27 protein-coding genes are annotated in these 26074 nt (G+C 64.7%); 3 read left to right on the top strand and 24 right to left on the bottom strand.

Translation table 11 applies throughout. From position 1 onward, the window contains the following. Positions 1-55 precede the first annotated feature (55 nt). Both gloB and SR882_RS04200 read left to right on the top strand, forming a co-directional pair. On the top strand, positions 56-865 hold the full coding sequence (gene gloB, locus SR882_RS04205) for a hydroxyacylglutathione hydrolase (protein WP_322522095.1): 810 nt from the start codon (positions 56-58) through the stop codon (positions 863-865). 34 nt (positions 866-899) lie between these two features. Continuing rightward, positions 900-2450: a lytic transglycosylase gene (locus tag SR882_RS04200; RefSeq protein WP_322522094.1), complete on the top strand. Its 1551-nt coding sequence runs from the start codon at positions 900-902 to the stop codon at positions 2448-2450. A 78-nt stretch (positions 2451-2528) separates the two neighbouring features. Here the strand turns inward: SR882_RS04200 and SR882_RS04195 are convergent, their stop codons facing one another. The 24 genes from SR882_RS04195 to SR882_RS04080 form a co-directional block, all read right to left on the bottom strand. Continuing rightward, positions 2529-3353 carry a TatD family hydrolase gene (locus SR882_RS04195; protein WP_322522093.1) on the bottom strand — a complete coding sequence of 275 codons (825 nt, stop codon included), beginning with the start codon at positions 3351-3353 and terminating at the stop codon, positions 2529-2531. Positions 3354-3406: 53 nt separating this feature from the next. Continuing rightward, entirely contained in the window at positions 3407-3760 is a 354-nt protein-coding gene (locus SR882_RS04190; protein ID WP_322522092.1) for a PilZ domain-containing protein, read from the bottom strand. A 113-nt stretch (positions 3761-3873) separates the two neighbouring features. Next, entirely contained in the window at positions 3874-4923 is a 1050-nt protein-coding gene (locus SR882_RS04185) for a hypothetical protein (protein ID WP_322522091.1), read from the bottom strand. Further along, complete coding sequence (tmk, locus tag SR882_RS04180) at positions 4913-5551, bottom strand: dTMP kinase (RefSeq protein ID WP_322522090.1); 639 nt, start codon at positions 5549-5551, stop codon at positions 4913-4915. The genes SR882_RS04185 and tmk overlap by 11 nt, the downstream gene beginning before the upstream one ends. Then, positions 5548-6573: an endolytic transglycosylase MltG gene (mltG, locus tag SR882_RS04175; RefSeq protein WP_322522089.1), complete on the bottom strand. Its 1026-nt coding sequence runs from the start codon at positions 6571-6573 to the stop codon at positions 5548-5550. Before mltG ends, tmk begins: the two co-directional genes overlap by 4 nt. A gap of 9 nt (positions 6574-6582) precedes the next feature. After that, positions 6583-7500, bottom strand: coding sequence for an aminotransferase class IV (locus SR882_RS04170; protein WP_322522088.1), 918 nt, complete (start codon positions 7498-7500; stop codon positions 6583-6585). After that, a complete protein-coding gene (locus SR882_RS04165; protein ID WP_322522087.1) occupies positions 7497-8951 on the bottom strand; it encodes a chorismate-binding protein in 1455 nt (484 codons plus the stop codon). Before SR882_RS04165 ends, SR882_RS04170 begins: the two co-directional genes overlap by 4 nt. Before the next feature lie 102 nt (positions 8952-9053). Next, a complete protein-coding gene (gene fabF, locus SR882_RS04160; RefSeq protein ID WP_322522086.1) occupies positions 9054-10301 on the bottom strand; it encodes a beta-ketoacyl-ACP synthase II in 1248 nt (415 codons plus the stop codon). 205 nt (positions 10302-10506) lie between these two features. Further along, positions 10507-10746: an acyl carrier protein gene (gene acpP, locus SR882_RS04155; protein ID WP_058575544.1), complete on the bottom strand. Its 240-nt coding sequence runs from the start codon at positions 10744-10746 to the stop codon at positions 10507-10509. Positions 10747-10895: 149 nt separating this feature from the next. After that, positions 10896-11654 (bottom strand): 3-oxoacyl-ACP reductase FabG, encoded by a 759-nt coding sequence (gene fabG, locus SR882_RS04150; RefSeq protein ID WP_322522085.1) that lies wholly within the window; start codon positions 11652-11654, stop codon positions 10896-10898. Positions 11655-11709: 55 nt separating this feature from the next. Further along, complete coding sequence (gene fabD / locus SR882_RS04145; RefSeq protein ID WP_407653363.1) at positions 11710-12636, bottom strand: ACP S-malonyltransferase; 927 nt, start codon at positions 12634-12636, stop codon at positions 11710-11712. Positions 12637-12888: 252 nt separating this feature from the next. Next, positions 12889-13782, bottom strand: coding sequence for a flagellar hook-associated protein FlgL (flgL, locus tag SR882_RS04140; protein ID WP_322522083.1), 894 nt, complete (start codon positions 13780-13782; stop codon positions 12889-12891). Between the two features lie 21 nt (positions 13783-13803). Further along, on the bottom strand, positions 13804-15489 hold the full coding sequence (gene flgK, locus SR882_RS04135) for a flagellar hook-associated protein FlgK (protein ID WP_322522082.1): 1686 nt from the start codon (positions 15487-15489) through the stop codon (positions 13804-13806). A gap of 74 nt (positions 15490-15563) precedes the next feature. Beyond that, positions 15564-16604, bottom strand: a complete 1041-nt coding sequence (flgJ, locus tag SR882_RS04130) for a flagellar assembly peptidoglycan hydrolase FlgJ (protein ID WP_322522081.1) — start codon at positions 16602-16604, stop codon at positions 15564-15566. A 9-nt stretch (positions 16605-16613) separates the two neighbouring features. Continuing rightward, positions 16614-17747, bottom strand: a complete 1134-nt coding sequence (locus SR882_RS04125) for a flagellar basal body P-ring protein FlgI (protein ID WP_407653345.1) — start codon at positions 17745-17747, stop codon at positions 16614-16616. A gap of 11 nt (positions 17748-17758) precedes the next feature. Then, the gene (gene flgH, locus SR882_RS04120) at positions 17759-18451 is read right to left on the bottom strand and encodes a flagellar basal body L-ring protein FlgH (protein ID WP_322522080.1); all 693 of its coding nucleotides are present in this window, start codon (positions 18449-18451) and stop codon (positions 17759-17761) included. Between the two features lie 25 nt (positions 18452-18476). Beyond that, positions 18477-19265: a flagellar basal-body rod protein FlgG gene (gene flgG, locus SR882_RS04115; protein WP_322522079.1), complete on the bottom strand. Its 789-nt coding sequence runs from the start codon at positions 19263-19265 to the stop codon at positions 18477-18479. 21 nt (positions 19266-19286) lie between these two features. Continuing rightward, positions 19287-20030, bottom strand: coding sequence for a flagellar basal-body rod protein FlgF (gene flgF / locus SR882_RS04110; protein ID WP_322522078.1), 744 nt, complete (start codon positions 20028-20030; stop codon positions 19287-19289). A gap of 177 nt (positions 20031-20207) precedes the next feature. Further along, entirely contained in the window at positions 20208-21458 is a 1251-nt protein-coding gene (gene flgE / locus SR882_RS04105) for a flagellar hook protein FlgE (protein WP_322522077.1), read from the bottom strand. Between the two features lie 15 nt (positions 21459-21473). Next, the gene (locus SR882_RS04100) at positions 21474-22175 is read right to left on the bottom strand and encodes a flagellar hook assembly protein FlgD (RefSeq protein ID WP_322522076.1); all 702 of its coding nucleotides are present in this window, start codon (positions 22173-22175) and stop codon (positions 21474-21476) included. Between the two features lie 39 nt (positions 22176-22214). Next, entirely contained in the window at positions 22215-22622 is a 408-nt protein-coding gene (flgC, locus tag SR882_RS04095; protein WP_407653344.1) for a flagellar basal body rod protein FlgC, read from the bottom strand. 52 nt (positions 22623-22674) lie between these two features. Continuing rightward, positions 22675-23088: a flagellar basal body rod protein FlgB gene (flgB, locus tag SR882_RS04090; RefSeq protein ID WP_322522075.1), complete on the bottom strand. Its 414-nt coding sequence runs from the start codon at positions 23086-23088 to the stop codon at positions 22675-22677. A gap of 93 nt (positions 23089-23181) precedes the next feature. Beyond that, positions 23182-23985: a CheR family methyltransferase gene (locus tag SR882_RS04085; protein WP_322522074.1), complete on the bottom strand. Its 804-nt coding sequence runs from the start codon at positions 23983-23985 to the stop codon at positions 23182-23184. Positions 23986-23993: 8 nt separating this feature from the next. Beyond that, the gene (locus SR882_RS04080; RefSeq protein ID WP_322522073.1) at positions 23994-24953 is read right to left on the bottom strand and encodes a chemotaxis protein; all 960 of its coding nucleotides are present in this window, start codon (positions 24951-24953) and stop codon (positions 23994-23996) included. A 322-nt stretch (positions 24954-25275) separates the two neighbouring features. Between SR882_RS04080 and flgA the strand changes: the two genes are divergently transcribed. Next, positions 25276-26040 carry a flagellar basal body P-ring formation chaperone FlgA gene (flgA, locus tag SR882_RS04075; protein ID WP_322522072.1) on the top strand — a complete coding sequence of 255 codons (765 nt, stop codon included), beginning with the start codon at positions 25276-25278 and terminating at the stop codon, positions 26038-26040. Positions 26041-26074: the final 34 nt, after the last annotated feature.

Here is a 26074-nt window from a genome sequence, read left to right as displayed (position 1 = left end):
CCGCAACGGCACAGGGGCATTCCTTGCCCCAGCCCCACTGCGTTAAGATGCCAAGATGAGCACTGTAACCGCGCCGACCATCCATTGCATTCCCGTCCTCTCGGACAATTACGTCTGGCTGATCGAGGGGGATGACCGCGCCACGGTGATCATCGATGCCGGTGAGGCCGGCCCGGTGATCGAGGCCATCGAGGCCCGCGGGCTCAAGCCGGTGGCCACGTTGATCACGCATCACCATGGCGATCACGTTCAGGGCCTGGCCGCGTTGGCCCAGCGCTTTCCCATGGCGGTCTACGGCCCCGACAGCTGCCGCCGCGTGGGTGTCGAGACGGTCGTCGGCGAAGGGGATCGGTTCAGCGTTCCCGGCGTAGGCGAGTTCGCGGTCATGGCCACGCCCGGCCACACCCAGGATCACCTCAGCTACGTCAGCGGGCAGGCCATCTTCTGCGGCGACACGCTGTTCACCGGCGGTTGCGGACGCCTGTTCGAGGGCACGGCGGCACAGATGCTGCACTCGCTCGACCGGCTGGCCGCCCTTGGTGACGAGATCGGGCCGGAGGCGACCATCTATTGCGGTCACGAGTACACCACCGACAGCCTGCGCTTTGCCGCACATGCCGAACCCGACAACCCCGACATTGCCGCCCGAGTCCGCGAGGTCGCGACCAAGCGGTCGAACGGCGAACCGACGGCCAGTGCCACGATGGACCTCGAGAAGCGCACCAATCCGTTCCTGCGCGTTCGCGTGCCGGCCCTGCGCGAGGCGATCGAGCGCTACGTCGGCGAATGCATCGAGGACGACATCGAGGCCTTCGCCCAGCTGCGCCACTGGAAGGACGACTTCGACGGCCTGGCGCGGCTCTGACCTCCCCGCTTTTCACCGGATATCGAATCACACCATGCCTGTCTCGCCGACTCACCCCACCCTGCCGCCACGACATCTCACGGTCTCGACGCGCCTGCTGCGCGGCCTGCTCCTGCTCGTGGCCGTCCTGCTGCTGCATGGCTGTGCCGGCCTGGTGCCGCCAGCCGACCGGCAAGGCGCCGACGCGCGGGAAAGCAGTCGGCCGGGTTTCTCCACCCTGCCGGCGATCAGCCGCCAGGACGGAAACGAGCCGCCGGCCACGGATCACCAACACGACCTCTGGGGCGCAGTCGCCAGTCGTTTCACCCTGCCGGTGCCGGACAATGCCCGCGTCGATGCGGAGATCCGTCGTTACGCCCGCCACCCGGAGTACCTGCGCGAGGTCAGCGAACGCGCCGAACCGTATCTCTACATGATCGTGGAAAAACTCGAGGCGGCCAATTTGCCACTGGAGCTGACGCTGCTACCAATCGTGGAGAGCGCTTACCTGCCGCAAGCCCTGTCGTCGAGCTCGGCGGCGGGCATCTGGCAGTTCATTCCCTCCACCGGCACCTACTTTGGCCTGGAGCGTGACGCGTTCTACGACGGTCGTCGCGACATCGAGGCCTCCACCGACGCGGCCGTCACGTATTTCAGCCAGTTGCGCGGCATGTTCGACGACGACTGGCCCACGGTGATCGCCGCCTACAATGGTGGCCAGGGCACCCTGCTCAATGCGATCCGGCAAAACGAACAGCGCGGCCGGGCTACCGACTTCTGGAGCCTCAAGCAGATCCGCAAGGAGACCCAGGACTACCCGGCCCGCCTGTTCGCCCTGGTCAGGATTTTCTCCCATCCCGAGAAATACGGTTTCACGCCGCACGCGATCGAGAATCGCCCCGCGCTGGCTCAAGTGGAGCTGGAACGCTCCGTCAGCCTGGTCAAGCTCGCCGACATGACCGGGATGGATCACGACGAGATCTATCGGCTCAACCCGGGCTTCGGCCGGTCGATCACCGGTGACACGCCGCGGCAACTGCTGGTCCCGCGCGAGGCGCGCGGGCGTTTCGACGTCGAGACGCTCAATTCCGCGGCCAGCGCCGCCGAGGACTGGCAACGCTATACCTTCGTGCGTGGCGACAGCTTCTATCGGATTGCGCAGCGTTACGGCAGCTCGGTCGATGAACTGCTGGCGATCAATCGCCGCCAGTCGGCGGTGGCCCGACCCGGCCAGGAAATCCTCGTGCCTACCGGACGCGTGGATCGAGCGATCGCCTCGGGCAATGCGCGCACCCACACGGTCCAGTCGGGCGAGTCGCTCTGGGCCATCTCGCGCCAGCATGGCGTCAAGCTGGCCGAACTGCGTCGCATGAATGCCTACGGCGACAACCCGGTGCTGCGCCCGGGTGACAAGGTGATCATCGGCGCCAAGGTCGCCGGTGGTGGCGACGAGACCCCCTCGAAATACGTGGTCCAGCCGGGCGACACGCTGTGGCAGCTTGCGCAGCGGTTCTCCACCACGGTCGACGAGCTCACCGCGCTCAATCGCATCGGACCGGATGCCGCCCTCAAGCCCGGACAGGAGCTGTTGGTCGCCAGTAACTGAGGGGCATCACCAGACGTGAAAAGGGGCCCTCCTCGGGCCCCTTTTTCATTGCCAGGTGGTCGAAACGAGGACGGCTCGTCAGCTACCCAGCTTCAGCCAGCGGCGCGTGTTCTCGCGAGTCCGGGCGGCCATCTCCGGCAGACTCTCGCCGCGCAGGTCCGCCAGCACCTCGGCCACGTGGCGAACTCGAATGGGGTTGTTGGGCTTGCCACGGTAGGGGACCGGCGAGAGATAGGGCGAGTCGGTCTCGACCAGGATGCGATCACCGGGCACCTTCTTCGCCACCTCGCGCAACGAGGCGGCCGACTTGAAGGTGACAATGCCGGAAAAGGAAATATAGAACCCCAGGTCCAGTGCCCGGCGCGCCGTATCCCAGTCCTCGGCGAAGCAATGCATGACGCCCCCGCAGTCCTCGGCGTGCTCGCGCTCGAGCACATCCATCGTGTCACCCGGCGCCCCGCGCGTGTGGATGATCACCGGCTTGTCCACGGCCTTGGCCGCTTCAATGTGATGGACGAAGCGGTCGTGCTGCCAGCGCTCGCCTTTCTCGCAGTGGAAGTAGTCCAACCCCGTCTCGCCTACCGCCACGATCGAATCGGCGTGCCGATCCTCGCGGATCGCGCGCACCAGTTCCTCGGCAGGAATCACGGTGCCGACATCGTCGGTCGGGTGCAGACCGTAGGAGAGGAACACCTCGGGTCGCTCGGCGCGCCGATCGGCGTTGCCCGACAGGTAGGGTGAGACCAGGTCGGTCATCGCCGGCCAGGTCGAGGGCTTGATCGAGACGCACAGCATCCGCGTGACCGATTCCAGCCACGCGGTGTGCATGAAGCGGTCGAAGTCGTTGTCGAAGGCGTCGAGTTCCACCCGGTCGAGGTGGCAGTGCGAATCGAACAGTTGCATGGTGCTCCGCGGGAATGCGCCGGTCGCGGGCCCTGGGCCCCGCCCGGTCGAAATCACATCGTGTAGGTGGGGGTTTCCTTCTCCAGCGCCCCGGCAAGGTAGGTCTCGATCTGCTGGCGCGTGCGGCCCTGATCCATGCGGCCGAACTGCACGCCGATCCCGGCCACCTTGCCGCCCTGCGAGCCCTGCGGGGTGATCCAGACTACCTTGGAGGCCACGGCGAGCCGCTCGGGGCTTCCCATCAGGGTCAGGGTCAGGAAAATCTCCTTGCCCATCGGAATCTGCGTGTGCCCCGGAATGAACAGTCCCCCGTTCTTCACGAACGGCATGTAGGACTTGTAGAGCGTGTCCTTGTCCGGGATGTTGTGGTGGATCATGCCTCCACCCAGGCCGCCTCCTGCTGCCATTGCACGCTACCTCGTCACGGTTTGCCGAAGAAGATCGCTCCGGGCGGGATTCGAGCCGACCGGATGAATGCCTAGTCTAACGGCATTGGCTGCCGCATCGAAGCGTCAACAGGTCAGCCGACTGGCTCGAGGCGCCGAGCCAGTCGCGGGTCGACCAGATCGAGCGCCAGCTGCTCGACCGAGAGCTCCGGATGCAGCGGATGCCCCGCCTCGCGGGCGAACTGGATCAGGCGGGTTTGCACCGCCAACCACCGCTCGTTGTCGTGGGCCCGGGCGAGCCGCTCGATCATCGGCACGATTGCCGTCGGCAACGTGTCGGCCAGGCCGGCCTGGCGACGGGCCACGGCCGGCCAAAGCCGCAAAAGCCAGCGGGCCAGCACCGGTCGGGGCGTCGCCAACCACGGCGCGATGTGGGCCAATGGCGACCCCGGTTCCTCGGCCAGCCGCACCCAGGCACTGGTGACCGCCTGCCAGTCGAATGTGGGATCGGTGCCGTCGACCAGCGTGGGATCGTCGATGAACGCCAATAACTCGGCCCGCTCCGGCGAGCACCCGCTGGCCTGGCGCCACCACGCGGCCAGCTCATCGGGTCGTGGCTCGCGCAGGCGCACGCGCTGCAACCGCGAACGAATCGTCGGCAGCAATCGATCGACCTGCTCGACCGTGCAGAGAAACTGCATCGACTCCGGCGGCTCCTCGAGGAGCTTGAGCAGGGCATTGCCCGAGGCGCGGTTGAGCCGCTCGATGCGCTCGATCAGCACCAGCCGCATGCGGCCGTAACGCGTGATGAACGCCCCATCGATCAGGGTGCGAATCGCATCCACGGGAATATCGCGATGTTCGGGATCGTCGGCGAGCCGATGCAGATCGGGGAAGCTGCCCTGCTCGGCCTGACGACAGGCGGGACACTCGCCACACGGCCAGCCATCCCGCGGCGCATCGCAGATCAGGCGGCGGGCCAATGTCTCCAGCAAGGCGGTCATCGGCGCACCCAGGCGCCCATGCAGCAGCAGACCGTGCGGCAGGCGCCCGGCGGCCATCATCCGTTCGAGCTGCGACCAGGCATCGTTCAGCCAGCCGGCGCTCGTAATGGTGGCCGGATCGCTGATCAGTCGCTGCTCGGCCAGCCCCGAGAGGTTGCTGTCCATCGTGTCAGCCGCCATGAGCAGCCTCCAGTTCAGTCTCAATTTGCGCACGCACGTCGTTCAGGGAGCATGTCGCATCCACCCGTCGCACCCGTGCCGGCTCGCGTTCACTGAGCGACTCGAAGCCGCCACGCACCCGCTCGAAGAAGGTAAGCGTCTCCTGCTCGAATCGATCTGCCGCCTCGCGGTTGGCCGCCCGCTCGAGGCCGAGGGTCACCGGGACATCCAGCCAGAACGTCAGTTCGGGATCACAACCCGAATGCGCCACCGCGGCCAACTGGTCGATGGTCACCATCGACAACCCGCGCCCGGCGCCCTGGTAGGCGCGGGTCGAATCGGTGAACCGGTCGCAGATCACCACCCGTCCCTCAACCAGGGCCGGGCGGATCACCCGCTCGACGTGTTGGGCGCGGGCGGCGAACATCAGCAGCAGTTCGGTCGAGGCGGCCACCGGCTCCTCGCGCACGGCCTTGAGGACCGTGCGCAATTCCTCGGCCAGCGGGGTGCCGCCGGGCTCGCGGGTGCAAAGCACGGTCTCGCCGCGCGCCTCGAACCATTCGCGCACGAAGGCCATCGCGGTCGACTTGCCGGCGCCTTCCAGCCCCTCGAGGGTGACAAAGCGCGGCCTGGAATGCGGATCGGTCATGGCCGGTCTCCCTGTTCGCGCTGATGAGCCCGCCAACGCGCGACGGCACGGTTGTGCTCCTTGAGCGTGCGCGAGAATGCATGCCCGCCGGTGCCGTCGGCGACGAAATACAGGGCATCGGTCTCGGCCGGACGGGTCGCCGCCTTGAGCGAAGCGGCCGACGGCAGGGCAATCGGTGTCGGTGGCAGCCCGGCGCGCGTATAGGTGTTGTAGGGCGTGTCCTCGCGCAGGTGCCGGGTGTACAGGCGCCCGTCGTAGTCCTCGCCCATGCCATAGATGACTGTGGGATCGGTCTGCAGGCGCATGCCACGCCGGAGGCGATTGACGAACACGCCGGCGACCTCGCCACGTTCGCCCAACAGGCCGGTTTCCTTCTCGATCACCGAGGCGAGGATCAGGGCCTCGTAGGGGCTTTCCAATGGCAGGTCGTCCGCGCGGGCTGACCAGGCGGCATCGAGCGTCTCGCGCATCTGGGTGAAGGCGCGCTGGACCAGGGCGCGATCGCTGGTGCCCGCGGGGTACTGATAGGTGTCCGGATAGAGCCAGCCCTCGAGGTGATCCACCGGCAGTTCGAGCGCCTCGATCACCGCCTTGGGTGTCAGTTCCTCGATCGTGCGGCGGATGCGCGGTGCCTCGGCCAGCCGGTCGAGAAAGGCCTGTGCGGTGACGCCCTCCGGCACGGTGAAGCGGTACTCGATCACGTCGCCGGCCACCATCCGATCGAGCAGCGAGGCCAGGCGCTCGTCGGGACGGATTTCATACTCACCCGCCTGGATGGAGCGGGCCTGGCCGCGAAAGCGGGCCGTCCAGTCGATCGCCCGGGCCGGGATGGCCGGTTGCACCTCGTGGATGGATCGGGCGATCGTCGGCATCGCTTGACCCGATTCCACGGTAAGCGTGGTTGACTCGTGGACCAGCGGCTGCTGCCAGTAGTGCATGGCCAATCCCACCCCGACTAGTAGGGTCGCGACCAGGCCCATGCCGCCCGCCCAGATCAGGAACACACCAATGGCTCGCCGCATCCGCAACTCCTAACTCTCGATCGATTCCGGTGATGGTAGGCTCGAGCGCCCCAACGGGCCGTCGGCCGCAAGTTCGCGAAGGGCGACCCGCCCCCAATCGCTGCCGACCAATGCCTCGGACAAGGTCGCGGGCCAGGGGTTCGTGGTGACGTCAGCCGGCGGTTGCCAGCGGCCCTCGACGCATTCCAGGCCGCTGACGGGCGGGGCATCGGTTGTGGCAAGCTCCCGCCCCAGCAGCGTGCCGACCGGCCGCCAGGCCGAGACGGCATTGCAGAGAAACGCCGCCTGGGCCAGGGCCAGACGTCCCGGGGCGCAGGGGGTGAGGCGAGCGCCCAGGGTCTCGATCCACCAGGCCCGGCGCGTACCGGCAATCGCCCCGCCGACCAGCGGCGGCGTATGCCAGCCATCGCGCTCACGCCAGAAGAAGTTGCCCATCGTACCGGAAACGACCCGCCCACCCGGATCAAGCATCAGCCCTTCCGTCCGATCGCCGGGGAGCGACTGCTGGGCCAGCACCTGCACCAGCCGGTTGAGATGCTTGAGGCCCTGTAGCGCGGCGGCCCCCTCCAGTGCCACCGGAACCGGATCGAGGGCCAGTGGTGCGGCCGGGACCGGCGGCAACACGCCGAAGGTGGCCGTCACGGTCAATTCGGGGTGCTCGGGACGACGATAACCGCGCGGCCCCGACCCGGCCGTGACGATCAGCTTGCACACGCCGGTCGCCCCCGCCTCGACCGCCTCGTCGAGCGAGGTGAGCACCCGCTCGCCGGATGGCTCGGGCAAGCCCAGCTTGACCAGCCCGAAGCGCAGCCGGGCAAGGTGATCGGCAAGCCGGACCACCCGTCCCTCGTGGGCGAACAGCGTCTCGAACAGGCCGTCGCCAAAGGCCAAGCCGCGATCGGTGACGGGCAACTCGACCTGATTCATCCGACCGGCACCCCGGCGACCAGGGCCGCCTCGCCACCCAGGGCATCGAGCACGCCGCGGGCCTTCTGGTAGGTCTCGTCGAGCTCGCGCGCCGGATCGGAGTCCGCCACGATGCCGCCGCCGGTGCGAAATTCACCCCGCCGGTCCGGGCTGAGAAACAGGCTTCGAATCAGGATATTGCTATCCATCTGGCCGTGATTGCTCAGATAGCCGAGGCTGCCGGTGTACGGCCCGCGTCCGGTTTGCTCGAGTTCGGCAAGGATTTCCATGCAGCGCACCTTCGGGCAGCCGGTGATCGTCCCGCCGGGGAAGCAGGCGGCCAGCGCAGCCAGAGGCGAGGTGCTTGCCGGCAACCGGCCGACGATATTCGAGACCAGGTGATGCACCTGGGCGTAGGACTCGACCACCATCAACTCGTCGACCCGCACCGAGCCGGGTTCACAGACGCGGCCGAGATCGTTGCGCTCGAGGTCGATGAGCATGACGTGCTCGGCGCGTTCCTTGGGGTGGGCACGCAGTTGCTCGATCAGTTCCTGGTCACGCTCGGGGTCCGGGTCGCGCCGACGCGTACCGGCAATCGGGCGGGTCTCGGCATGCCCCTCGGCCACGCGCAGGAGCCGCTCCGGTGAGGAGCTGATGATCTCGCCCTCGGGCTGTCGGTACCAGGCGGCAAACGGCGCCGGGTTGCGGCGACAAAGCGATCCGTAGACCGCCCCCGAGGATACCCCAGGCGCGAGCCGAAAGCGCCAGGCGTGCGAGAGATTGGCCTGGAAGACATCGCCGGCGAACAGGTAATCACGGACCCGGGCCACCCGCTCGCGGTGAGGCGCACCCACTGGGGGGAGCAGTTCAGTCAGCTCGACCTCGCCACGATGCTGATCGCGGCCAGCGGTCTCCCCCGCCCGCACCCGCGCCGAGATCAGGGCCTTGGCCAGTTCCGCCCCTTGGACACTGCCGTCGTGGACCACGATGTCCTCGCCCGAATCATGATCCCGCACCAGGGCCGCCGGGTGATATTCGGCGATCGCGCGCGGAAAGCCGCTCTCGGCTCCGAGCGCGAATGGCGGCAGGTCGAGCGTGGGCTCGATTTCCGCGGCCATCTCGTAGGCAAGGAAGAAGCTCCAGCCGCCGAGAAAGGGAAACGTCCGCGGCAGGCCCTGCGCGGCCAGCCAATCGTCGGCGTCAAAGGCATCGTCCAGGGGCTGTCGGCGAGAAATGGCCTGCTGGAAGGCATCGAGAAATCGCGGCGCATCGGCTGACGGCGTGGCGGGGGCGGCCAGGCGCTCGTCGGCGGCGGAGAACAGGATCGACCAGCGGCTCAGGGGGCCGCCGGCCGTCACGCTCTCGAACAGGTGGCTGGCGCGCTGGCCGGCGGCCGTCAGCACCGCGGCGAGCGAGGCCAACGCCCTGGCTGGATCCGATTCGAGACGTTGGATGACGGGCTCGCTCACGGGCGATTCACGCGAAGGTCGGGTGACGGACGCAGCTCACTGGCGGCCGGTCCCGGCAGGACCGACGGGCGCCCGGTTGGCTCGAGCGTCGCCCCGCGTCCATCAGTCGATCGTTCGACCGAAGATCAGCGTGCCGTTGGTCCCGCCGAAGCCGAACGAGTTGGACATGGCCACCTCGAGGCCCTCGACGCGACGTGCCTCGTGGGGCACGAAATCGAGATCGCAATCCTCGGAGGGGTTGTCGAGGTTGATCGTCGGCGGCAGCACCTGATCGCGCAGGGCGAGCACCGAGAACACCGCTTCGATGGCACCGGCCGCACCGAGCAGGTGCCCGGTCATCGACTTCGTGGAACTGACCGGGCACTCGACCGGCGTATCGCCGTAGAGCTTCTTGATGGCCTGCACCTCGGTACCGTCACCGGCGGGCGTGGAGGTCCCGTGGGCGTTGATGTAGCCGAGGTCGCTCGGCTGAAGATCGGCATCCTTGAGCGCCGCTTTCATGCAGCGCTGCGCACCGTCGCCGTCGGCGGCCGGCAGGGTCATGTGATAGGCATCCGCACTCATGCCGAAGCCCTTTACCTCGCCATAGATATGCGCACCGCGAGCCTGGGCATGTTCCAGCGACTCGAGCACCACCACGCCGGCGCCCTCACCCAGCACGAACCCGTCGCGGTCACGATCCCAGGGACGCGAGGCCCGCTCGGGATCGTCGTTGCGAGTGGACAGGGCACGCGCCGAGGCAAAACCCGCCACACCGAGCGGTGAGACGGCGCCCTCGGTGCCCCCGGCGATCATCACGTCGGCATCACCGTAGGAAATCATGCGGGCGGCCTGGCCGATGCTGTGGGTGCCCGACGTGCAGGCAGTCACCGTGGCGAGGTTCGGACCACGGAAACCATAGCGGATCGAAAGCTGACCGGAGGCCATGTTGATGATCGCACCGGGAATGAAGAACGGCGAGACACGCCGCGGCCCCTGGTTTTCCAGGGTCAGCGTGTTGCGCTCGATGCCACCCAGTCCGCCGATGCCCGAACCGATGAACGTACCCACCCGGTCAAGATCGAGCGAGTCGCTGATCAGGTCCGCATCTTCGATCGCCTCGATGGAGGCGCTCATCGCGTAGTGGATGAACGGCTCCATCTTTTTCACGTCCTTGGCCGGGATGATCGTGGTCGGATCGAAATCCTTGACCGTGGCCGCAAACTTGACTGCCATCTTCTCGGTATCGAAACGATCGATGGGGGCCACACCCGACCGGCCGGCAAGAATGCCGTCCCATGAATCCTTGACGTTGTTCCCCAGCGGGGTCACCAGCCCAAGGCCGGTGATCACGACGCGACGTTTGCTCATGATGCTCTTTTCCAGTTGGTTAGGTGACGGCCGGGCGGGCTGCCGATCGGCTTGGCGATCCCCAGGAAGCCTCAGCCCGATCGCATCGGGCTGAGGCCCCTAGTAAAAAACCGCGATCGACCCCCCGAAAGGAAGACCGAAACACGGTTTTCAGGTCACAGGCCCGTGCAACAGCGCGGGGCCTGTGAAACGCACAAGGGCCCGATCAGGCGTCCTTGTGGTTGTTGACGTAGTCGATGGCCTGCTGAACGGTGGTGATTTTCTCGGCCTCTTCGTCCGGAATCTCGCACTCGAACTCTTCTTCCAGGGCCATGACCAACTCGACGGTATCGAGGGAATCCGCGCCGAGGTCGTCAACGAATGAAGCTTCGTTGGTAACTTCTTCTTCCTTGACGCCCAACTGCTCTACAACAATCTTCTTGACGCGTTCTTCAACGGTGCTCATTCGTATCGAACCTCTTCTGGTACAAACACTAATCAATTAAACATTTTGGCTCGGCAACTCCGGGCCAACACTGCCCGGCATTCTAGTGAAAACCGCCCGGCAGGCCAAATAAAAATGCGCCTAAGCGCTCAAACCCGCCAAGGCGGGTCTTACCCCATGTACATCCCGCCGTTGACGTGGATCGTCTGGCCGTTGATGTAACCGGCTTCCGGGGCGGCCAGGAAACGGACCGCCGAGGCGATCTCATCGGGCTGGCCCAACCGGCCATTGGGGATGTTGCCCAGCAGGGCATCCTTCTGCTTTTCCGGCAGGTCGCGGGTCATGTCGGTCTCGATAAAGCCCGGGGCAACCACGTTGACCGTCACGCCGCGCGGGCCGAGCTCACGCGCCAGCGACTTGGAAAAGCCCATGATGCCGGCCTTGGCCGCCGCGTAGTTCGTCTGCCCGGCATTGCCCATCGAACCGACCACCGAGGCGATCGAGATGATCCGCCCCCAGCGGGCCTTGGCCATCGAGCGCATGACCTTCTGCGACAGGCGAAAGACCGACGTGAGGTTGGTCTGGATGATCGCGTCCCAGTCGTCTTCCTTCATGCGCATCAGCAGCGTGTCACGGGTGATGCCGGCGTTGTTGACCAGCACGGCCACCGGCCCGAAGCGCGACTCGATCTCCTTGATCACCGCATCGACCTGCGCGCCATCGGTCACGTCCAGCGCCATGCCGGCACCCTTCTCGCCCAGACGCTCGTCGATGGCCGCCGCGCCCTTCTCCGAGGTGGCCGTCCCGATCACCGTCGCACCGGCGGCCACCAGGGCATCGGCGATGGCCGCACCGATGCCGCGCGATGCGCCGGTGACCAGGGCAACACGGCCCTCGAGGTTGGCGAATTGGCTTGCTTGTTCTGACATGAGGTCTTCCTCGTGGTGTTTCTTGATTCGGTAGCGCGCTTGCTCGAGGCCTGGCTTACTCGGTGCCGAGTGCCTTCTCCAGCGTGGCCTGGTCGAAGACCGCCTTGGCGCCCATGCGGCGATCGATCCGACGAGCCAGGCCGGTGAGCACCTTGCCGGGGCCGAACTCGACCTGGTCGCCGGCACCCATTGCCTGCATGGCCTGGACGCAGGCGACCCATTGCACTGGGCGGAACAATTGCTCGACCAGCGCGGTGGCAATGGCCTCGGGCTTCTCGTGGGTCAATGCATCCACGTTGTGAATGACGGGGATCTGCGGAGCACGAATGTCGACCTGCGCGATCTCGGCGCGCAGCTGTTCGCCGGCCTCGCGCATCAGCGAGGAATGCGACGGCACGCTTACCGGCAGCAGGACGAAACGCTTGGCACCCGCCTCGCCGGCGATCGCCTCAGCACGTTCGACGGCGGCCCGGTCGCCGGCAATCACCACCTGGCCCGGGGCATTGAAGTTCACCGCCTCGCAGACCTCTCCGTCGCGGGCCCGCTCACAAACCCCTCGCACGGCATCGTCTTCCAGGCCAAGGACGGCAGCCATGGCGCCCTGTCCCTCGGCCACGGCCGATTGCATCAGCTGGCCGCGGCGGGCGACCAGGGCAATCGCCGCCTCGAAATCGATGGCATCGGCGGCCACCAGCGCGGCGTATTCGCCCAGGCTGTGGCCGGCGAGTGCGGCCGGCATGGCCCCGTCGTTGTGACGCCAGATCTGCCAGGCCGCGACGTCGGCGGCCAGCATGGCCGGCTGGGTACGTTCCGTCTGGTTGAGCTGGGCCGGATCACCATCGGCGACCAGTGCCCAAAGGTCGTAACCGAGCACATCACTCGCACGATCGAAGACCGCCTGCGCAATATCCTCGTGTTCGCCCCAGCCGCTGGCCATGCCGATGGACTGGGAACCCTGCCCCGGAAACACCCCTGCAATCATGTTCATGCTCTCGCCGATTGAAAACGGCGGGATCGTACCACAGCCGCCCCGACGCTCTGGCACCGCACTCCCGACACCCAATGGGCATATGGGAAGAGTGGAAACCGGATCAAGGGTAGCCAGAGAGGCTGCTTTCTCGACGAGCGAAAGACGAGGCCGACGGCACACCCCTTCACGACCGGCCGCCTCACCAAGGCAACCGAACGGGCACTATCAAGATGCTGCGTCAGTTCAGGGTGAGATTCGTCTGGATCAGAGGTTGTTGAACAAGGACAGTTGCTGGATCTTGGCCATGCTCTGCTGCGTGGCCTGCAGCGTCAGGTAGTTCTCGTTGAGTCGCGTAATCGCCTCGGCGAGATCAGTGTCGCGGAGCTTGGAGATTGACTCCTTGTTGCTCAGGCTCCAGGCACTCTGGTCATCCTGGAGGCGCTCGAGCTTGTTGAGCTGGTTGCCCATTTCGCCCTGAGCGGTGATCACGCGGTCGAGCACGTCGTCGACCTCCCCCTGCAGCCCCCCGTAGGCGGCATCGTTACCCGTGCGCACGGCCGCCTCGAGGTCGTCGATCACCTGCATGGCGGAACGGTTGGAACCCGGTGCGGTATTGAAGATATCGCTGGCCACCCGGTTCACCGTGACCGAGTCGCTTTCGCTCACCTGCAAGTCGACTGGCTGGGCCGCACCCGCTAGCTGGTCGACCCCTGCCGCATCGTAGGGAACCTGTCCTGCCTGTGTCCCGGAGAACACGTACTCGCCGCGCTCATCCTTGGCATTGGCCTGTCCCGCAAGCGCGTCGCGCAACTCCGCCAACTGATCGGCCAACGCGGCGCGCGAGGTAGCATCATTGGCGCCATTGTTGGCCTGAATAGCGATGTCGCGAACCCGTTGGAGAATATCGGTACTCGCCGACAAACGCGTCTCCTGCGCCTCGATCTTGCCGGTTGCCATCTCGTTGCTACGCAGAAACTGGTCCACGCGCGCCTGCTGATTGGTCAACTGGCTGGCCTGGCCGAAAGCGACCGGATCGCGATCCGCGGTCCGCAGCTTCACACCCGTTGCAATGTCGGTCTGTGCCCGGATCATCTCGGACTGCTGTCGTTGGAGGCTCTGCACCCCCTGCTGGAACATCAATGACGTGGAAACGCGCATCGCTTTACCCTCGCCCCGGCCTTAGCCCAGAGCATTGAGAACGGACTGGAACAGGTTGCCCGAGATGGAAATCGTCCGGGCCAGCGCCTGGTACTGCTGCTGGTACTTGAGGAGGTTGGCCGCTTCCTCGTCCAGGTTGACCCCGGAGACCGACTGCTGCCGGGCCACAAGACTGTCGAGTGCCGACTGGGCCGACTCACCCTGCAGCTGAGCGGTCGCAGCCACCGATCCCGCATTGCTGACCGCCGAGGACAGCGCTCCGCCGATGGTCTGACCATCAAACGCATCGATCCCGTCTTGGCCGGGGCCACCCGAGGCGGTCTGACCAACCAGGCGCTGGTTCGCCAGTGCGGCCATCGCCTGGATCTGGGTATTGTCGCGCGTGCCCAGCGAACTGCCCGTACCGTCGTCACCGGCAGCGGCGACATCGCGTGGGTCGCTCAAGGAGGTCTCGATCCGCCCGGCGGCCCCGGCAGCCGGATCGATGTAGAGCACATCCCCCGACTGCGGCGTCCCGTTGAAGCTCAGGTCCATACCGGGCAGACCCGAGGTTGTGCCAGCGGGGCCGACGGTCGCCAGCGTCGTGCCCGGATCGTCCTGTGAGCGGATCTGCCAATTGGCACCATCGAAGCGCGCCTCATAGCGCGTGCCCTCGAGCAGCGTGGCATCGGTGATTGAGCCGGAGGCAGAACCGTCACCGTCGTTCCGGCTATCCACGGTCACATTCGGCTCGAAGGTACCAAGCGTGCTGAACAGCGGGTTACCGGCATTGCCGTCGAGGTCAAAGCCATTGGTCTGGATGGCATTGCTCTCCTGGGCCATCACCATCGCCGCCCGCCCCAGTTCGTTACGCAGCGGAGTGATCAGCTCGTTCTGGGTATCAATCATGCCGCCGATCTTGCCGCCGGTGACCCGCTCCGTGATGACTTTGTCGCCGATCTTGACGGTCAAACCGGAAGCGCCATTGATCGCCTGAAATTGGGTAGCGCTGTTGCCCGTCACCAGCGATTGGCCGGTGCCCACGGCCAGGTTCAGCGAACCGGCCCCGTCCTCGTTCACCCGAATATTGACCCGCTCGGCGATATCACGAACCAGTTGATCGCGCCGATCAAGCAGGTCGTTCGGCAAGGCGTTGGGATCGCGGCGGTAGGCTTTGCTGATCGTGTCGTTGAGGTTGGCGATCTCCTCAGCAAAAGTATTCACCTCACGCGAGATCGCGTTCGCCTCCATGCCGATGCGCGCATTCATGTCTGCCAGACGCCCGTCGAGCTGGTTGAAACGATCCGTCAGGGCCGAGGCCTGGTCGAGGTAGGCCTGGCGGGCTGTCGTGTCGGTGGGGTTCGCCGCCACGTCGCTCGCTGCATTGAAAAAGGCCTGCGTGCTCTGGGCGACACCAGTCTCGGTGTCCCCCAGCACACCGGTGATCTGGCTGGCAAACTCGTTCACGAATTGCAGCCGGCTGTTGTCGCTGGTGGCATCACGCAACTGGCTTTCGACGAATTGGTCGAAACGCCGAGTGATGGACTGCACCTGCGTGCCATTGCCCACGTAGCCGTTACCGACGAACTCCGGGGGGCGAGCGCTGAGGTTGACCACCTGGCGGGAATAGCCTTCGGTGTTCGCATTCGCGACGTTGTTGCCCGTGGTGGTCAGGGCACGCTGAACGGCGAGCAGACCACTGGTTGCGTTGCTGAGGATGTCCGCCATGGTGAGGCCTCTAAGGGAGTACTGCCGACCTTATCGGCAGAAGAAGGGAAAACTTGAGCACCGGCTCGACCGGATCACACCGCGTCCTTCATCGCCGGCGAATTCATGATCGATATCAGTTTGTCGGCGTACTTCGGGTCGGTGGCATAGCCGGCCTGCTGCAGTTCCCGGGCGAACTGCTCGGGATCGTCACGGGCTTCCAGGGCCTTGCCGTAGCGCGGGTTCTCCTGGATGAAACGGGCAAAATCGTTGAACGAGGCAGCCATCGAGTCGTACTCACGGAAGGCGGCCTGTCGACGCACCAGACTGCCGGACTCGAATTCCAGCGTGCCATGGACCTGGCGTTCACCGTTCCAGCTGCGATCCGCCTTGATGCCGAAGAAGTTATTGCTCGCCTGACCGCTGCCGTCATGCGGCACGTGCTTGCCCCAGCCGGTCTCCAGCGCCGACTGAGCCACCAGCACCTTGGGCGAAACGCCCAGCTTGTCGGCCGCCTCCCGAGCATGCGGGAGGATGGCTTCGACAAACTGCTCCGGCGATTCCCAGTAGGCCGGCTGTTTCTTGACGCCCGCCGCCTCGGATGAATCCAGCGCGGCCAACCGCTCTTTCGTCGGTCCCGGCTGCGCCAGTTTCTTGTCCTCCCCGGGGACGTCTTCGGTCTCCCGGTCCTTCTGCATCCAGGCATGCGGACGCAGGGTCCATTCGGAGGCATCGGGCAACGGGTAGGCACGTGGCGCCTGCTCGACCACGCCCCCTCCTTCCTTGACCTGCAGCGGGAAACCCTCCGATGGCCGCTCGCCGTCCATGGCGCCGGCCTGCTTGGACAACTGGCGCTCGATCATCTCTGCCAGGCCGATGCCGCCGGCGCGGCTGGAGAGTTTCTGCGCGATCTCCTGGTCGAACATGCCCTCGAAGGTCTTGGTCTGCTCACTGTTGAACAGACCATCGCGCGGCGTGGCTTCACGCATCGACTGCAGCATCATCTTGACGAACTGGGTCTCGAACTGGGAGGCGACCTGCTTGAGCGCCTGCCCCGGATCCTTACCCGCCTGCGAACGCAGTTGGTTGAGGCCCTGGAAATCGGTATACGAGTTGATTTGCGCCGGACTAACCATCACGTCACCTCAGATCACGATCAACTGGGCCTTGAGCGCCCCGGCGCTCTTGAGCGCCTGCAGGATGGCAACCAGGTCCGACGGCGAGGCACCGACCGCATTGATGGCCTGGACGATGTCGTTGAGCTTCACGCCCGGATCGAAGACGAAAGCGGGATTAACCGCTTCCTGCACGGTGACATCCGACTCCGGCGTGACGACCGTCTCGCCTTCACTGAAGGGCGCCGGCTGCGAGACGTTGAGGCTCTCGTCCACCGTGACTGTCAGGTTGCCGTGCGAGACAGCGGCCGCCTCGATCGTGACGTTCTGACCGATGACGACCGTCCCGCTGCGCGAGTTGACCACCACGCGGGCCGGGCCTTCACCCGGTTGGACCTGGACGTTCTCCAGCACCGACATGAAACCGACACGCTGGTCGGGCGAGTCAGGCGCGCGCACTTTGACCGTGCCGCCATCGACCGCCTGTGCCACGCCACCGCCGAGCGCATCGTTGATGGCCTTTTCCATGCGGCGCGCGGTGGTGAAGTCAGGCTCGCGGAGGTTGAGGAACACCGCCCCGGCACCACCCATCTTGGACGGGACGCTGCGCTCGACCGTCGCCCCGTTAGGCACACGCCCGGCCGTGGGAATGTTGACGGTCACGCGTGAGCCGTCACGCCCCGAGGCATCCAAGCCGCCGACGATCAGGCTGCCCTGGGCCACGGCATAGATGTTGTCGTCCGCGCCCTTCAGCGGCGTCATCAGGAGTTCGCCCCCACGCAGGCTGTCGGCGTTGCCGATCGAGGAGACCGTGACGTCGATCGTCTGACCCGGCTTGGCGAACGGTGGCAGGTTGGCGGTGACCATGACCGCCGCCACGTTGTTGAGCTGCACGTTGCCGCCATCAGGCGACAACCCCTGGCGCTCGAGCATGTTCTGGATGCTCTGGCGGGTGAACGGCACCTGGGTGGTCTGGTCGCCCGTGCCGGCCAGACCCACGACGATGCCGTAGCCGATCAACTGGTTGTCACGCACCCCGGCGAAGCTCGCCACATCCTTGATGCGCTCGGCCCCCGCCTGCGGGGCATAGGCGGCGGCCGCAGCGGCGAGCATCAGTGGCAACAGGCCGGCGAGAAAGGCTCGAATGTGTGTAGTGATATGCATGCGACCCACCATCAGAAGGGGAAGACCGGGCTGTTGAAGAAGCGCGCCAGCCAGCCCATGTTGTTCGATTCGTTGATCACGCCTTCGCCACCGTAGGCAATCTGCGCGTTGGCCACGCGGGTCGACATAATGGTGTTGTCGGCGGCGATGTCCTGCGGGCGGACCATCCCGGCCAGCTTGATGAACTCGCTGCCCTGATTGATGCCGATCCACTTCTGGCCGCGGATCACGAGATTGCCGTTGGAGAGCACGCGGGCGACAGTCACGGTGATCTGACCGTTGAGCGTATTTTGCTGGCTGCTCTCGCCGTCGCCGGCGAAGTCACGCTCGCCGCTGATCTGCGCGTTGAGCCGCTCGATCGCCGGGCCGGTCAACCCCAGGACGTTTGGCGGGGTAATCGCCGTTTCCTGGCTCTTGCCGGTGGAGGTCTGCGCGCTCTTGGAGGCCTGCATGCGCTCCTCGAGGATCACCGTCAAGATGTCGCCAACGCGATACGGCCGCGAGTCGGCGAACAGGTTGTCCACCTGCCCCGTCTGGAAGATCGCTCCGTTGCTCTGCACCGGGTTGTGCTCGGATGTCTCCGGCGGCAACGAGGGCTCGAATTGCGGGTCGGGCTTGATCGGCGGCTGACTGGCGCAACCGGCCAGCAGCAACACCCCGAGCCAGACCGGTGCCCGGAAAAGCGACTGGATTGACGATTTCATGACAGGCCTCCGTGGATCGGCGTCATCAGACGTTCTGGTTGAGGTACTGGAGCATGCCGTCGGTCGTCGAGATGGCCTTGGAATTCATCTCGTACGAACGCTGCGTTTCGATCATGCTGACCAGCTCCTCGACCACGTTGACGTTCGAGCTCTCCAGCGCGCCCTGCTGGATCGCGCCCAGGCCGTTGAGGCCTGGGGTGTCCAGCTGGGGCGCCCCACTGGCGCCAGACTCGACGAACAGGTTGTTGCCGATCGGCTGCAGGCCCGCCGGGTTGACGAAGTCCGCCAGCTGGATGTTGCCCAGCTGGACCGGCTGGGCCTGGCCGGCCAACTGCGCGCTGACCGTACCGTCCGAACCGATCGTGATCGATTGCGCCCCTTGTGGAACGTTGATCGCCGGCTGTACCGGCTGACCATTAGCCGTGACCAACTGGCCGTCGCTGTTGAGCGAGAAATCGCCGTCACGGGTGTAGGCGATGTTGCCGTCCGGCTGGAGCACCTGGAAGAAACCGCGGCCGTTGACGGCCATGTCCAGGGCGTTATCGGTCTGCTGAAGATTGCCTTGGGTGTGCTGCTTCTCCGTGGCCACCACGCGGACACCGGTGCCGACGTTGAGGCCCGTCGGCACCTCGTCCTGCTGGTTGTTCGCCGCGCCGACCTGCCGGTAGTTCTGGTAGATCAGATCCTCGAACACCGCCCGGTCACGCTTGAAACCGGTGGTATTGACGTTGGCGAGGTTGTTGGAAATCACCGACATGCGCGTCTGCTGCGCGTCCAGGCCGGTTTTTGCTGTCCAGAGTGCGGGTGTGGTCATGGTGTGTCTCCCCTAACTGAATTAACCGAGGCGCATCAGGCGGTCGGCGGCTTCGCCGTTCTCGTCTGCCGTGCGAATCATGCGGCTTTGTGTCTCGAACATGCGGCCGTACTCGATCATGTTGACCATGGCCTCGACGGCGTTGACGTTGCTGCCCTCGAGCACGCCGCTGGCTACCTGAACCGCGGCATCGGCCTGGGGTTCTTCAACGCCTGGGCGCAGGGAAAAGCGTCCATCCCCGCCCTTGGTCAGATCGGCCTGCGCCGGGTTGACCAGCCGGATGCGATCGACCATCGCCGGCGCGTTGGCGTCACCCCCTACCGGGATGATGCTGATGCTGCCGTCGGCATGGATGTCGATCTTCTCGGCCGGTGGGATCGCGATCGGGCCCTCGTTGCCCATCACCGGATCACCCTGCCCGGTCTGCAACTGGCCGTTGGCGGTCAGGTGCAGGTCCCCGCGGCGGGTGTACGCCACCCGCCCGTCCGGCGCCTCGACGGCAAGAAACCCGTCACCCTTGATAGCGACATCCAGATCCCGACCGGTGGTCATCAAGGGGCCAGCGGAGAAGTCCGCGCCCTTGCCCTGCGCCTCGGTATAGGCCCGCGAGGCCTGCCCCGGGCCGTAGACCGGCAGGGCGGCAAAGGCGTCGATATCGGCCTTGAAGCCCTGGGTGTTCACGTTCGCCAAATTATTGGCGTTGGTGGCCTGGGCCCGTAATGTCTGCGAGGCACCGCTCATGGCGATATAAGCCAGACGATCCATCACAACACCTCCACGATTCACGAATCACAACCGGGGAAAATGCCCCGTTACCCTGGGTAATGCAGGAGGTGTGCCAAGAGGAAATATTCAACGAAAGACGCGCCGATTTAGGCGCTTGCGGGCACGAAAAAGGCGGCCCGCAGGCCGCCTCATGGATCGGTCATTCGCTGGAGGGGATCAGCGGATGCCGATAATGGTGTCGCTCAGGGTCTTGTTGGCCTCGATCGCCCGCGAGTTGGCCTGGAAGTTCCGCTGTGCGGTGATCAGGCTGACCAACTCGGAAGTGAGGTCGACGTTGGACGTCTCCAATGCCCCACCCTGAATGGCACCAAAAGTACCGGTACCGGCTTCACCCGCCAGCGGCCCACCCGAGTCGATGGATTCAATCCACTGGTTGTCGCCCACCTGTTTCAGGCCTTGGGGGTTACGAAAGTCGACCAGGGCGACCTTGCCAAGCGGGATGGACTCGCCGTTGGTGTAGCTCGCACGAATCAGGCCGTCGGTGCCGACCGAGATGCCAGTCAGTTGACCGGTGGTGTTGCCGTCGGCTGACTGATCGGCAACATTGAACGGGCCATTGTATTGAGTCGAGTCGGTGCGAAACGTCATGTCGATACTCAGATCCCCAGCCCCAGTGCCCAAATTTGCACCGGTCTCGGTCACGGTCACCGGATTGGCACTGGCCGAGTCGAACGAACCATCTGTATTGAACGTAACCGTCTGCTGGGTCATGTCAGCCACCGGCTGATCATCGATCTGGTAGTAAACATCCCATTCGTTGGGATTGCCTGTTTTGACGAAATAACTCGTCAACGTGTGCGGATTACCCAAGGAATCATAAATCCGCTGCGAGTTTGCCTGGTTGTAAGAGTCCGGGTCATCAGGGTCGAACGTCGTCACCGGCGGGGTTGCTGCACCTGCGGGCAAGTTGAGCGACAAACTTCCCTCGGTGGTAGCCTGCGGGGCGCCGGCGGCTACCGGCAACTGGACTGGACTGGAGGTCGCCAATGAGGTCGATTGCAATGTCCCATTCTCGTTAACCGGAAGTGCCTTCAGGAACTCACCCGCCTGGTTCACCAGATAACCGTTCTTGTTCACGCCTAGCGCACCCGCACGGCTGAACACAGATTCGGAACTATCCAGTGAGGGCTGGAAGGCGAAAAAGCCCTGACCGGAAATCGCCAAGTCGAGCGAATTATCGGTGAACTCGAGGTTACCCTGCGAGAACTGCTGGGTGACCGCCTGGTTGATGACACCCTGGCCCACGGCCGTCTTGCTGTTGCCGAACGCGCTGACCGCATAGATATCGCCGAACTCGGCCCGCGACTTCTTGAAGCCGGTGGACTTGGCATTGGCAATGTTGTTGCTCGTCACGTTCAGGTCTTTCTGCGCGGCGTTCAGGCCGCTGATGGAGGTATTGAACGACATGCTGCGTCCTCCGGTTTAATTAATGATTTCAACGATATCCGACAGCTTGACCGACGACAAACCGTCGAGATTCAGCTCCGGCCCATTCTTGGTCACGCCCACACTGCTGATCACGGCCCCGACGTAGGTCTGGGGCGCCTGCCCCTTGCCGTCCACCGTCGCCGTGGCATTCACCTTGTAGTTGCCCTCGGGCGCCATGCGCCCGTCCTTCAGCCGTCCGTCCCAGGAAAAGGACGGTCGATCCGATCCGTTGACCGGCACGTCGATGGTCTTGACCACCTGTCCACTCGCATTGGTGATCTCGACGCTCATCTTCGAGGCGCCGGCGGGCACGTCGACCGCGCCCAGGATCCCAGAGGGTGCCGTGCTGCCATCCGCCTGCTGCATGTGATACATCTGGGCCGTATCGCCCTTGACCATGGCGGCCTTGCCGACCAGCGAGGAGGCCTGCATTACCTGGTTTGACTGCACCGACTCCTGGAACCCGGAGACGGTGTCGTTGAGCTGGGTAATGCCCTCGAGCGAGGAGAACTGGGCCATCTGCGCGACGAACTGGGTGTTGTCCATCGGCTTCATCGGATCCTGGTTCTGCATCTGCGTGGTCAGCAGTTTCAGGAAGTCCGTCTGGTCCAGGTTCTGCTTGTTCTCGCCCTTGTTCCCCTTCGAGGCAGCAAGCCCGAGGTCGGCGTAGATGTCGCTGTTAACGGAACTGGTCATGTCATACCCCTTGCCGGTTCCCGGCCTTCACATCAAGCCTTACTGGCCCTGGCCGAGCTGCAGCGTGCGCATGGCCAGCTGCTTGGTGGTGTCCATCACCTGGACATTGGTCTGGTAGGTCCGTGAGGCCGACAGCATGTTGACCATCTCCTCGACCGGATTGACGTTCGAGCTATAGACATAGCCGTTCTCGTCGGCCAGCGGATTGCCCGGGTCGTGCTTTGGGGCCGCCTGCGCCTGGGACTCGGTGATCCCGGCGACCTTCACGCCACGACCGCCATTGGCCTCGAGCACGGTCTGGAACACCGGCTGTCTTGCCTTGTAGGCCTCTTCCGGTGAGGAGGCATCCACGTTGGCATTCGCCAGGTTCGATGCGGTGGTGTTCAATCGGGTCGATTGCGCCGCCATCGCGGAGGACGAGATATTGAATACGTCGTACAAGCTCATGATTCACCTGCCTTGACTGGAAAGTGTAGGTCGCGGGGCGCCAAATCGGTCATCACTGGCCACTCAGGGCCTTCTTGATGCCGGCAACGCGACTGTTGAGGAACGAAAGCGTCGTCTGATAGCCCACGGCATCCTGGGTGAAGCCCACCCGCTCCTTGTCGAGATCGACGGTATTGCCGTCCAGCGCCGGCGCGTCCGGTACGGAAAAGCCCTCGCGGATCGACGAGGAGGCGCCGCCACCCATCTGGCGCGGGTCCTCGGTCATCAGGCGCCCGGCACTCCCGGCCGGCGAGGAGGACTTGCTCTGCAACGCCGTCTCCATCGCCTGGTCGAACGACATTACCCGCGCCTTGTAGCCCGGCGTGTCGGCATTGGCGATGTTCTCGGCGCGCAGCTTGAGGCTGCGTTCCTGAAGCATCAGGGCATCGTCGTGGATGCCAAGCAGGCGGTCATTGATGATCGACATGAAAAAACCCTCGACACAATGTCAGTGCCGAGGGCTTATGCGATAAGCGTGCCAGTTTTGAGAATCGAGCCGAAGGGACTCGTTTTTGGGGTGTCAGTCCTTGAGTCGGTAGGCGGTGCCACCGGTGGGTAATCGTTCAGGGGTAAAGCGGTCGGAGAGCTGGGTCAGTGACTCCGATGCGCCGAGGATCAGGTAGCCGCCGGGCACCAGCGTGTCGGCGATGCGGTCGATGATCTTAGCCTTGGTCTCGCGCGAGAAGTAGATCAGGACGTTGCGGCAGAAGACCAGGTCGTAGCGACGGGACTCGGGGCGCAACTCGAGCAGGTTACCGACGCGGAACTGCGTCCGGCGACTGATCTGGGGGGCGACCTTCCAGCCATTACCGGCCTTGACGAAATATTGACGCTTTCGCTCCGGCGATAGCCCACGCCCCAGGGAAAGATCATCGAAAACACCCTGGCGGGCCTTCTCGACCACTGCCTCGGAGATGTCGGTGCCGACGATCTCGAGATTGAACGGCACCCGCTGCTCCTCGGCAATGATGCTGATCGAAAACGCCTCCTGACCGGTGGAACAGGCCGCCGACCAGATCCGGTAGCTGGATTTCTTCGCCGCAACCGCCTCGGGGAAGAACTTCTTCTCCAGCGCCGCGAAGGGGTAACCGTCACGAAACCAGAGCGTCTCGTTGGTGGTCATGGCATCGACCACGTCGCGGGCAAGCAAGCGATCGCGACGCGACAGCAATGTCTCGATCAGCGCCTCCACCGAGGCGTGGCCCTTCGAACGGGCCACGCGCGACAATCGGGTTTCCACCAGGTACTGCTTGTCGCGACTCAGCAGGATACCGCTGTGCTGTTCCAGGAACGCGCAGAACCGGTCAAAGGTTTCGGCCTTCATGCCGCTCGTCAAGCCTCGTCCACGGCGTGGTGCACCTCGTGGCGGCGGAGCGCTTCACCCACAACCCGGGCCAGATCATCCGGATGAAACTTCGGGATAAAGCGATCGGCACCGACCTGCTTGACCATGCTTTCGTTGAACACGCCACTAAGGGAGGAATGCAGGATGACGTAGATGCCCTTGAGCTGCGAGTCCTGGCGGATAAGAGAAGTCAGCGTGTAACCATCCATCGTCGGCATCTCGATGTCCGAGACCACCATGGCCAGCCGCTCGAGTTGCTCGGGCTGCTTCTCCTTCCAGCGCCGGAGCGTGTCGATTGCCTCCTGGCCGTTCTTGGTGACCACCGACTTGAGATGCATCTGCTCGAGCGTTCTTTCCACCTGCTTGCGGGCAACCACCGAGTCGTCGACCACCAGCACCAGATCCGACCCCTTGGCGATCTCGCCGTATTCGCCGATCACGTCATCGGAGACCGTGTCGGCCACACCAACAACGCGCGCGAAGATCTGCTCGACGTCGATGATCTCGACCAGTTGCTTGTCGATACGGGCCACGGCCGTCAGGAAGTTGGAATTGTTGGTCCCACTCGGCGGGGTCAGCACTTCCTTCCAGGACAGGTTGACGATCCGATCGACGGAATGCACCAGGAACCCCTGCACGGCACGGTTGTACTCGGTGATGATGACGAAGGCGTTCTGCACCTGCTCGTCCGTCATGCGCCCCTTGCCGATCGCCTCCGACAGATCGATGACGGTGATCGTGTGCCCACGCACGTCGGCAATCCCGCGAATCGAGCTGTCCGAGTGCGGCACGTCAGTCAGCTTGGGACAACGAATCACCTCGCGGACCTTGAACACATTGATCCCGAAACGCTGATCGTTGCCCAGGCCGAACACCAGCAACTCCAGTCGGTTGCGACCGGCGAGCTGGGTACGGGAATCGACTGATGACATCACGTTGCTTTTCACGGCTAGTCCTGTCCTGGTGACGCAGAAAGTGGCGGGGAGTCTTGGTTAATCAGACGTCGTATCGGCCCGGTCGGCGCAATCTTTAGCCTCGCAGCCAACCTCATCGGCCTGGGTGAATCGGTTTGGCTGAATCGGCCTCGCTGACCCGACTCATCCAGGTCAACGGCCCCGCAACGACATCGTACCGGCATGGTAGCGCAGTCACCGGAGGGTTGCGCTCACACCGCCACATCGTCCGCGCGAAGACCGGCCGCCCCAAGGAATGGCATAGTAAGTGCTTTAAAACGCGGTGCAAGCAACCCGAGATCAAGATTACATCCCCATGAGTCATTCCCGCGTCACCGCCAAACCGAAAGACACGCTGACCGGCAAGGCCTTGCTGCGTTCGATAGTGGTTCTGGCCGGCTGGTTGTTGGCACCGGCCTTGGCGCTGGCCGAATCGGGCAACGCCCCTGAGACCGTCCAGATTCAGGTCAGCCAGGCCATGGAGGCATTTCTTGACGCGCAGGGTGGCGGCAACGATCACCTCACGCTCAGAGCCGGGCGCCTCGACCCCCGATTACGCCTGGGGGTTTGCGACCAGGCACTGGAAATTAACGAGGGCCGCCCACTCAACCTCAATCGCGGCCGTCAAACGGTGAAGGTCAGTTGTCATGGCAACTCGCCGTGGCGCATCTACGTCCCGGTCGAACTCACCCGGCGTCAGCACGCGGTGGTTGCCGCCCGCCCGCTGGCCGCCGGTGACGTCCTCGGTCTCGAGGATCTCGATCTGGCCACCGTGGATGCCAACCGCGCCCGCCGTCAGTACTACACCGATCCGGCGGAACTTGTCGGCATGATGGCGACTCAACCCCTACAGTCGGGTCAATTGGTAACCGCACACAACCTGGGGATCAACGCGGTGGTCGAGCGCGGCGACCTCGTCTCCATCCAGGTCGGCCACGGCGGATTCGTGGTCGGCTCAACCGGCGAGGTCCAGGGCCGCGCCGGCGTGGGCCAGCGGGTCAAGGTGAAGAACACCGGCTCCGGCAAGGTAATTGAAGCGGTCGTCATCGACAGTCGCACGGTCGAGGCGATCGGCCGTTAAGCTAGTGACAAAACAGCGACGATGCGTGCCGGTT

Origin of the sequence: Guyparkeria halophila (assembly GCF_034479635.1) — a bacterium.
GTDB classification, from domain to species: domain Bacteria; phylum Pseudomonadota; class Gammaproteobacteria; order Halothiobacillales; family Halothiobacillaceae; genus Guyparkeria; species Guyparkeria halophila.
The sequence above is the reverse complement of the archived record's forward strand: the minus strand, read 5'-3'. Positions and strand labels throughout refer to the sequence as shown.

Bases quoted from the DNA above. Each gene is read 5' to 3' on its own strand.
- flgL (WP_322522083.1), bottom strand. From the start codon at position 13,782: ATGCGCGTTTCCACGTCATTGATGTTCCAGCAGGGGGTGCAGAGCCTC.
- tmk (WP_322522090.1), bottom strand. From the start codon at position 5,551: ATGACCGATCCGCATTCCAGGCCGCGCTTTGTCACCCTCGAGGGGCTG.
- flgH (WP_322522080.1), bottom strand. From the start codon at position 18,451: ATGAAATCGTCAATCCAGTCGCTTTTCCGGGCACCGGTCTGGCTCGGG.
- flgK (WP_322522082.1), bottom strand. From the start codon at position 15,489: ATGGCGGACATCCTCAGCAACGCAACCAGTGGTCTGCTCGCCGTTCAG.
- fabG (WP_322522085.1), bottom strand. From the start codon at position 11,654: ATGTCAGAACAAGCAAGCCAATTCGCCAACCTCGAGGGCCGTGTTGCC.
- SR882_RS04190 (WP_322522092.1), bottom strand. From the start codon at position 3,760: ATGGCAGCAGGAGGCGGCCTGGGTGGAGGCATGATCCACCACAACATC.
- flgG (WP_322522079.1), bottom strand. From the start codon at position 19,265: ATGACCACACCCGCACTCTGGACAGCAAAAACCGGCCTGGACGCGCAG.
- SR882_RS04085 (WP_322522074.1), bottom strand. From the start codon at position 23,985: ATGAAGGCCGAAACCTTTGACCGGTTCTGCGCGTTCCTGGAACAGCAC.
- fabF (WP_322522086.1), bottom strand. From the start codon at position 10,301: ATGAGCAAACGTCGCGTCGTGATCACCGGCCTTGGGCTGGTGACCCCG.
- SR882_RS04200 (WP_322522094.1), top strand. From the start codon at position 900: ATGCCTGTCTCGCCGACTCACCCCACCCTGCCGCCACGACATCTCACG.
- flgF (WP_322522078.1), bottom strand. From the start codon at position 20,030: ATGGATCGTCTGGCTTATATCGCCATGAGCGGTGCCTCGCAGACATTA.
- SR882_RS04195 (WP_322522093.1), bottom strand. From the start codon at position 3,353: ATGCAACTGTTCGATTCGCACTGCCACCTCGACCGGGTGGAACTCGAC.
- SR882_RS04125 (WP_407653345.1), bottom strand. From the start codon at position 17,747: ATGCATATCACTACACACATTCGAGCCTTTCTCGCCGGCCTGTTGCCA.
- fabD (WP_407653363.1), bottom strand. From the start codon at position 12,636: ATGATTGCAGGGGTGTTTCCGGGGCAGGGTTCCCAGTCCATCGGCATG.
- SR882_RS04170 (WP_322522088.1), bottom strand. From the start codon at position 7,500: ATGAATCAGGTCGAGTTGCCCGTCACCGATCGCGGCTTGGCCTTTGGC.
- gloB (WP_322522095.1), top strand. From the start codon at position 56: ATGAGCACTGTAACCGCGCCGACCATCCATTGCATTCCCGTCCTCTCG.
- SR882_RS04185 (WP_322522091.1), bottom strand. From the start codon at position 4,923: ATGGCGGCTGACACGATGGACAGCAACCTCTCGGGGCTGGCCGAGCAG.
- flgB (WP_322522075.1), bottom strand. From the start codon at position 23,088: ATGTCGATCATCAATGACCGCCTGCTTGGCATCCACGACGATGCCCTG.
- mltG (WP_322522089.1), bottom strand. From the start codon at position 6,573: ATGCGGCGAGCCATTGGTGTGTTCCTGATCTGGGCGGGCGGCATGGGC.
- flgE (WP_322522077.1), bottom strand. From the start codon at position 21,458: ATGTCGTTCAATACCTCCATCAGCGGCCTGAACGCCGCGCAGAAAGAC.
- flgA (WP_322522072.1), top strand. From the start codon at position 25,276: ATGAGTCATTCCCGCGTCACCGCCAAACCGAAAGACACGCTGACCGGC.
- acpP (WP_058575544.1), bottom strand. From the start codon at position 10,746: ATGAGCACCGTTGAAGAACGCGTCAAGAAGATTGTTGTAGAGCAGTTG.
- SR882_RS04100 (WP_322522076.1), bottom strand. From the start codon at position 22,175: ATGACCAGTTCCGTTAACAGCGACATCTACGCCGACCTCGGGCTTGCT.
- flgC (WP_407653344.1), bottom strand. From the start codon at position 22,622: ATGAGCTTGTACGACGTATTCAATATCTCGTCCTCCGCGATGGCGGCG.
- flgJ (WP_322522081.1), bottom strand. From the start codon at position 16,604: ATGGTTAGTCCGGCGCAAATCAACTCGTATACCGATTTCCAGGGCCTC.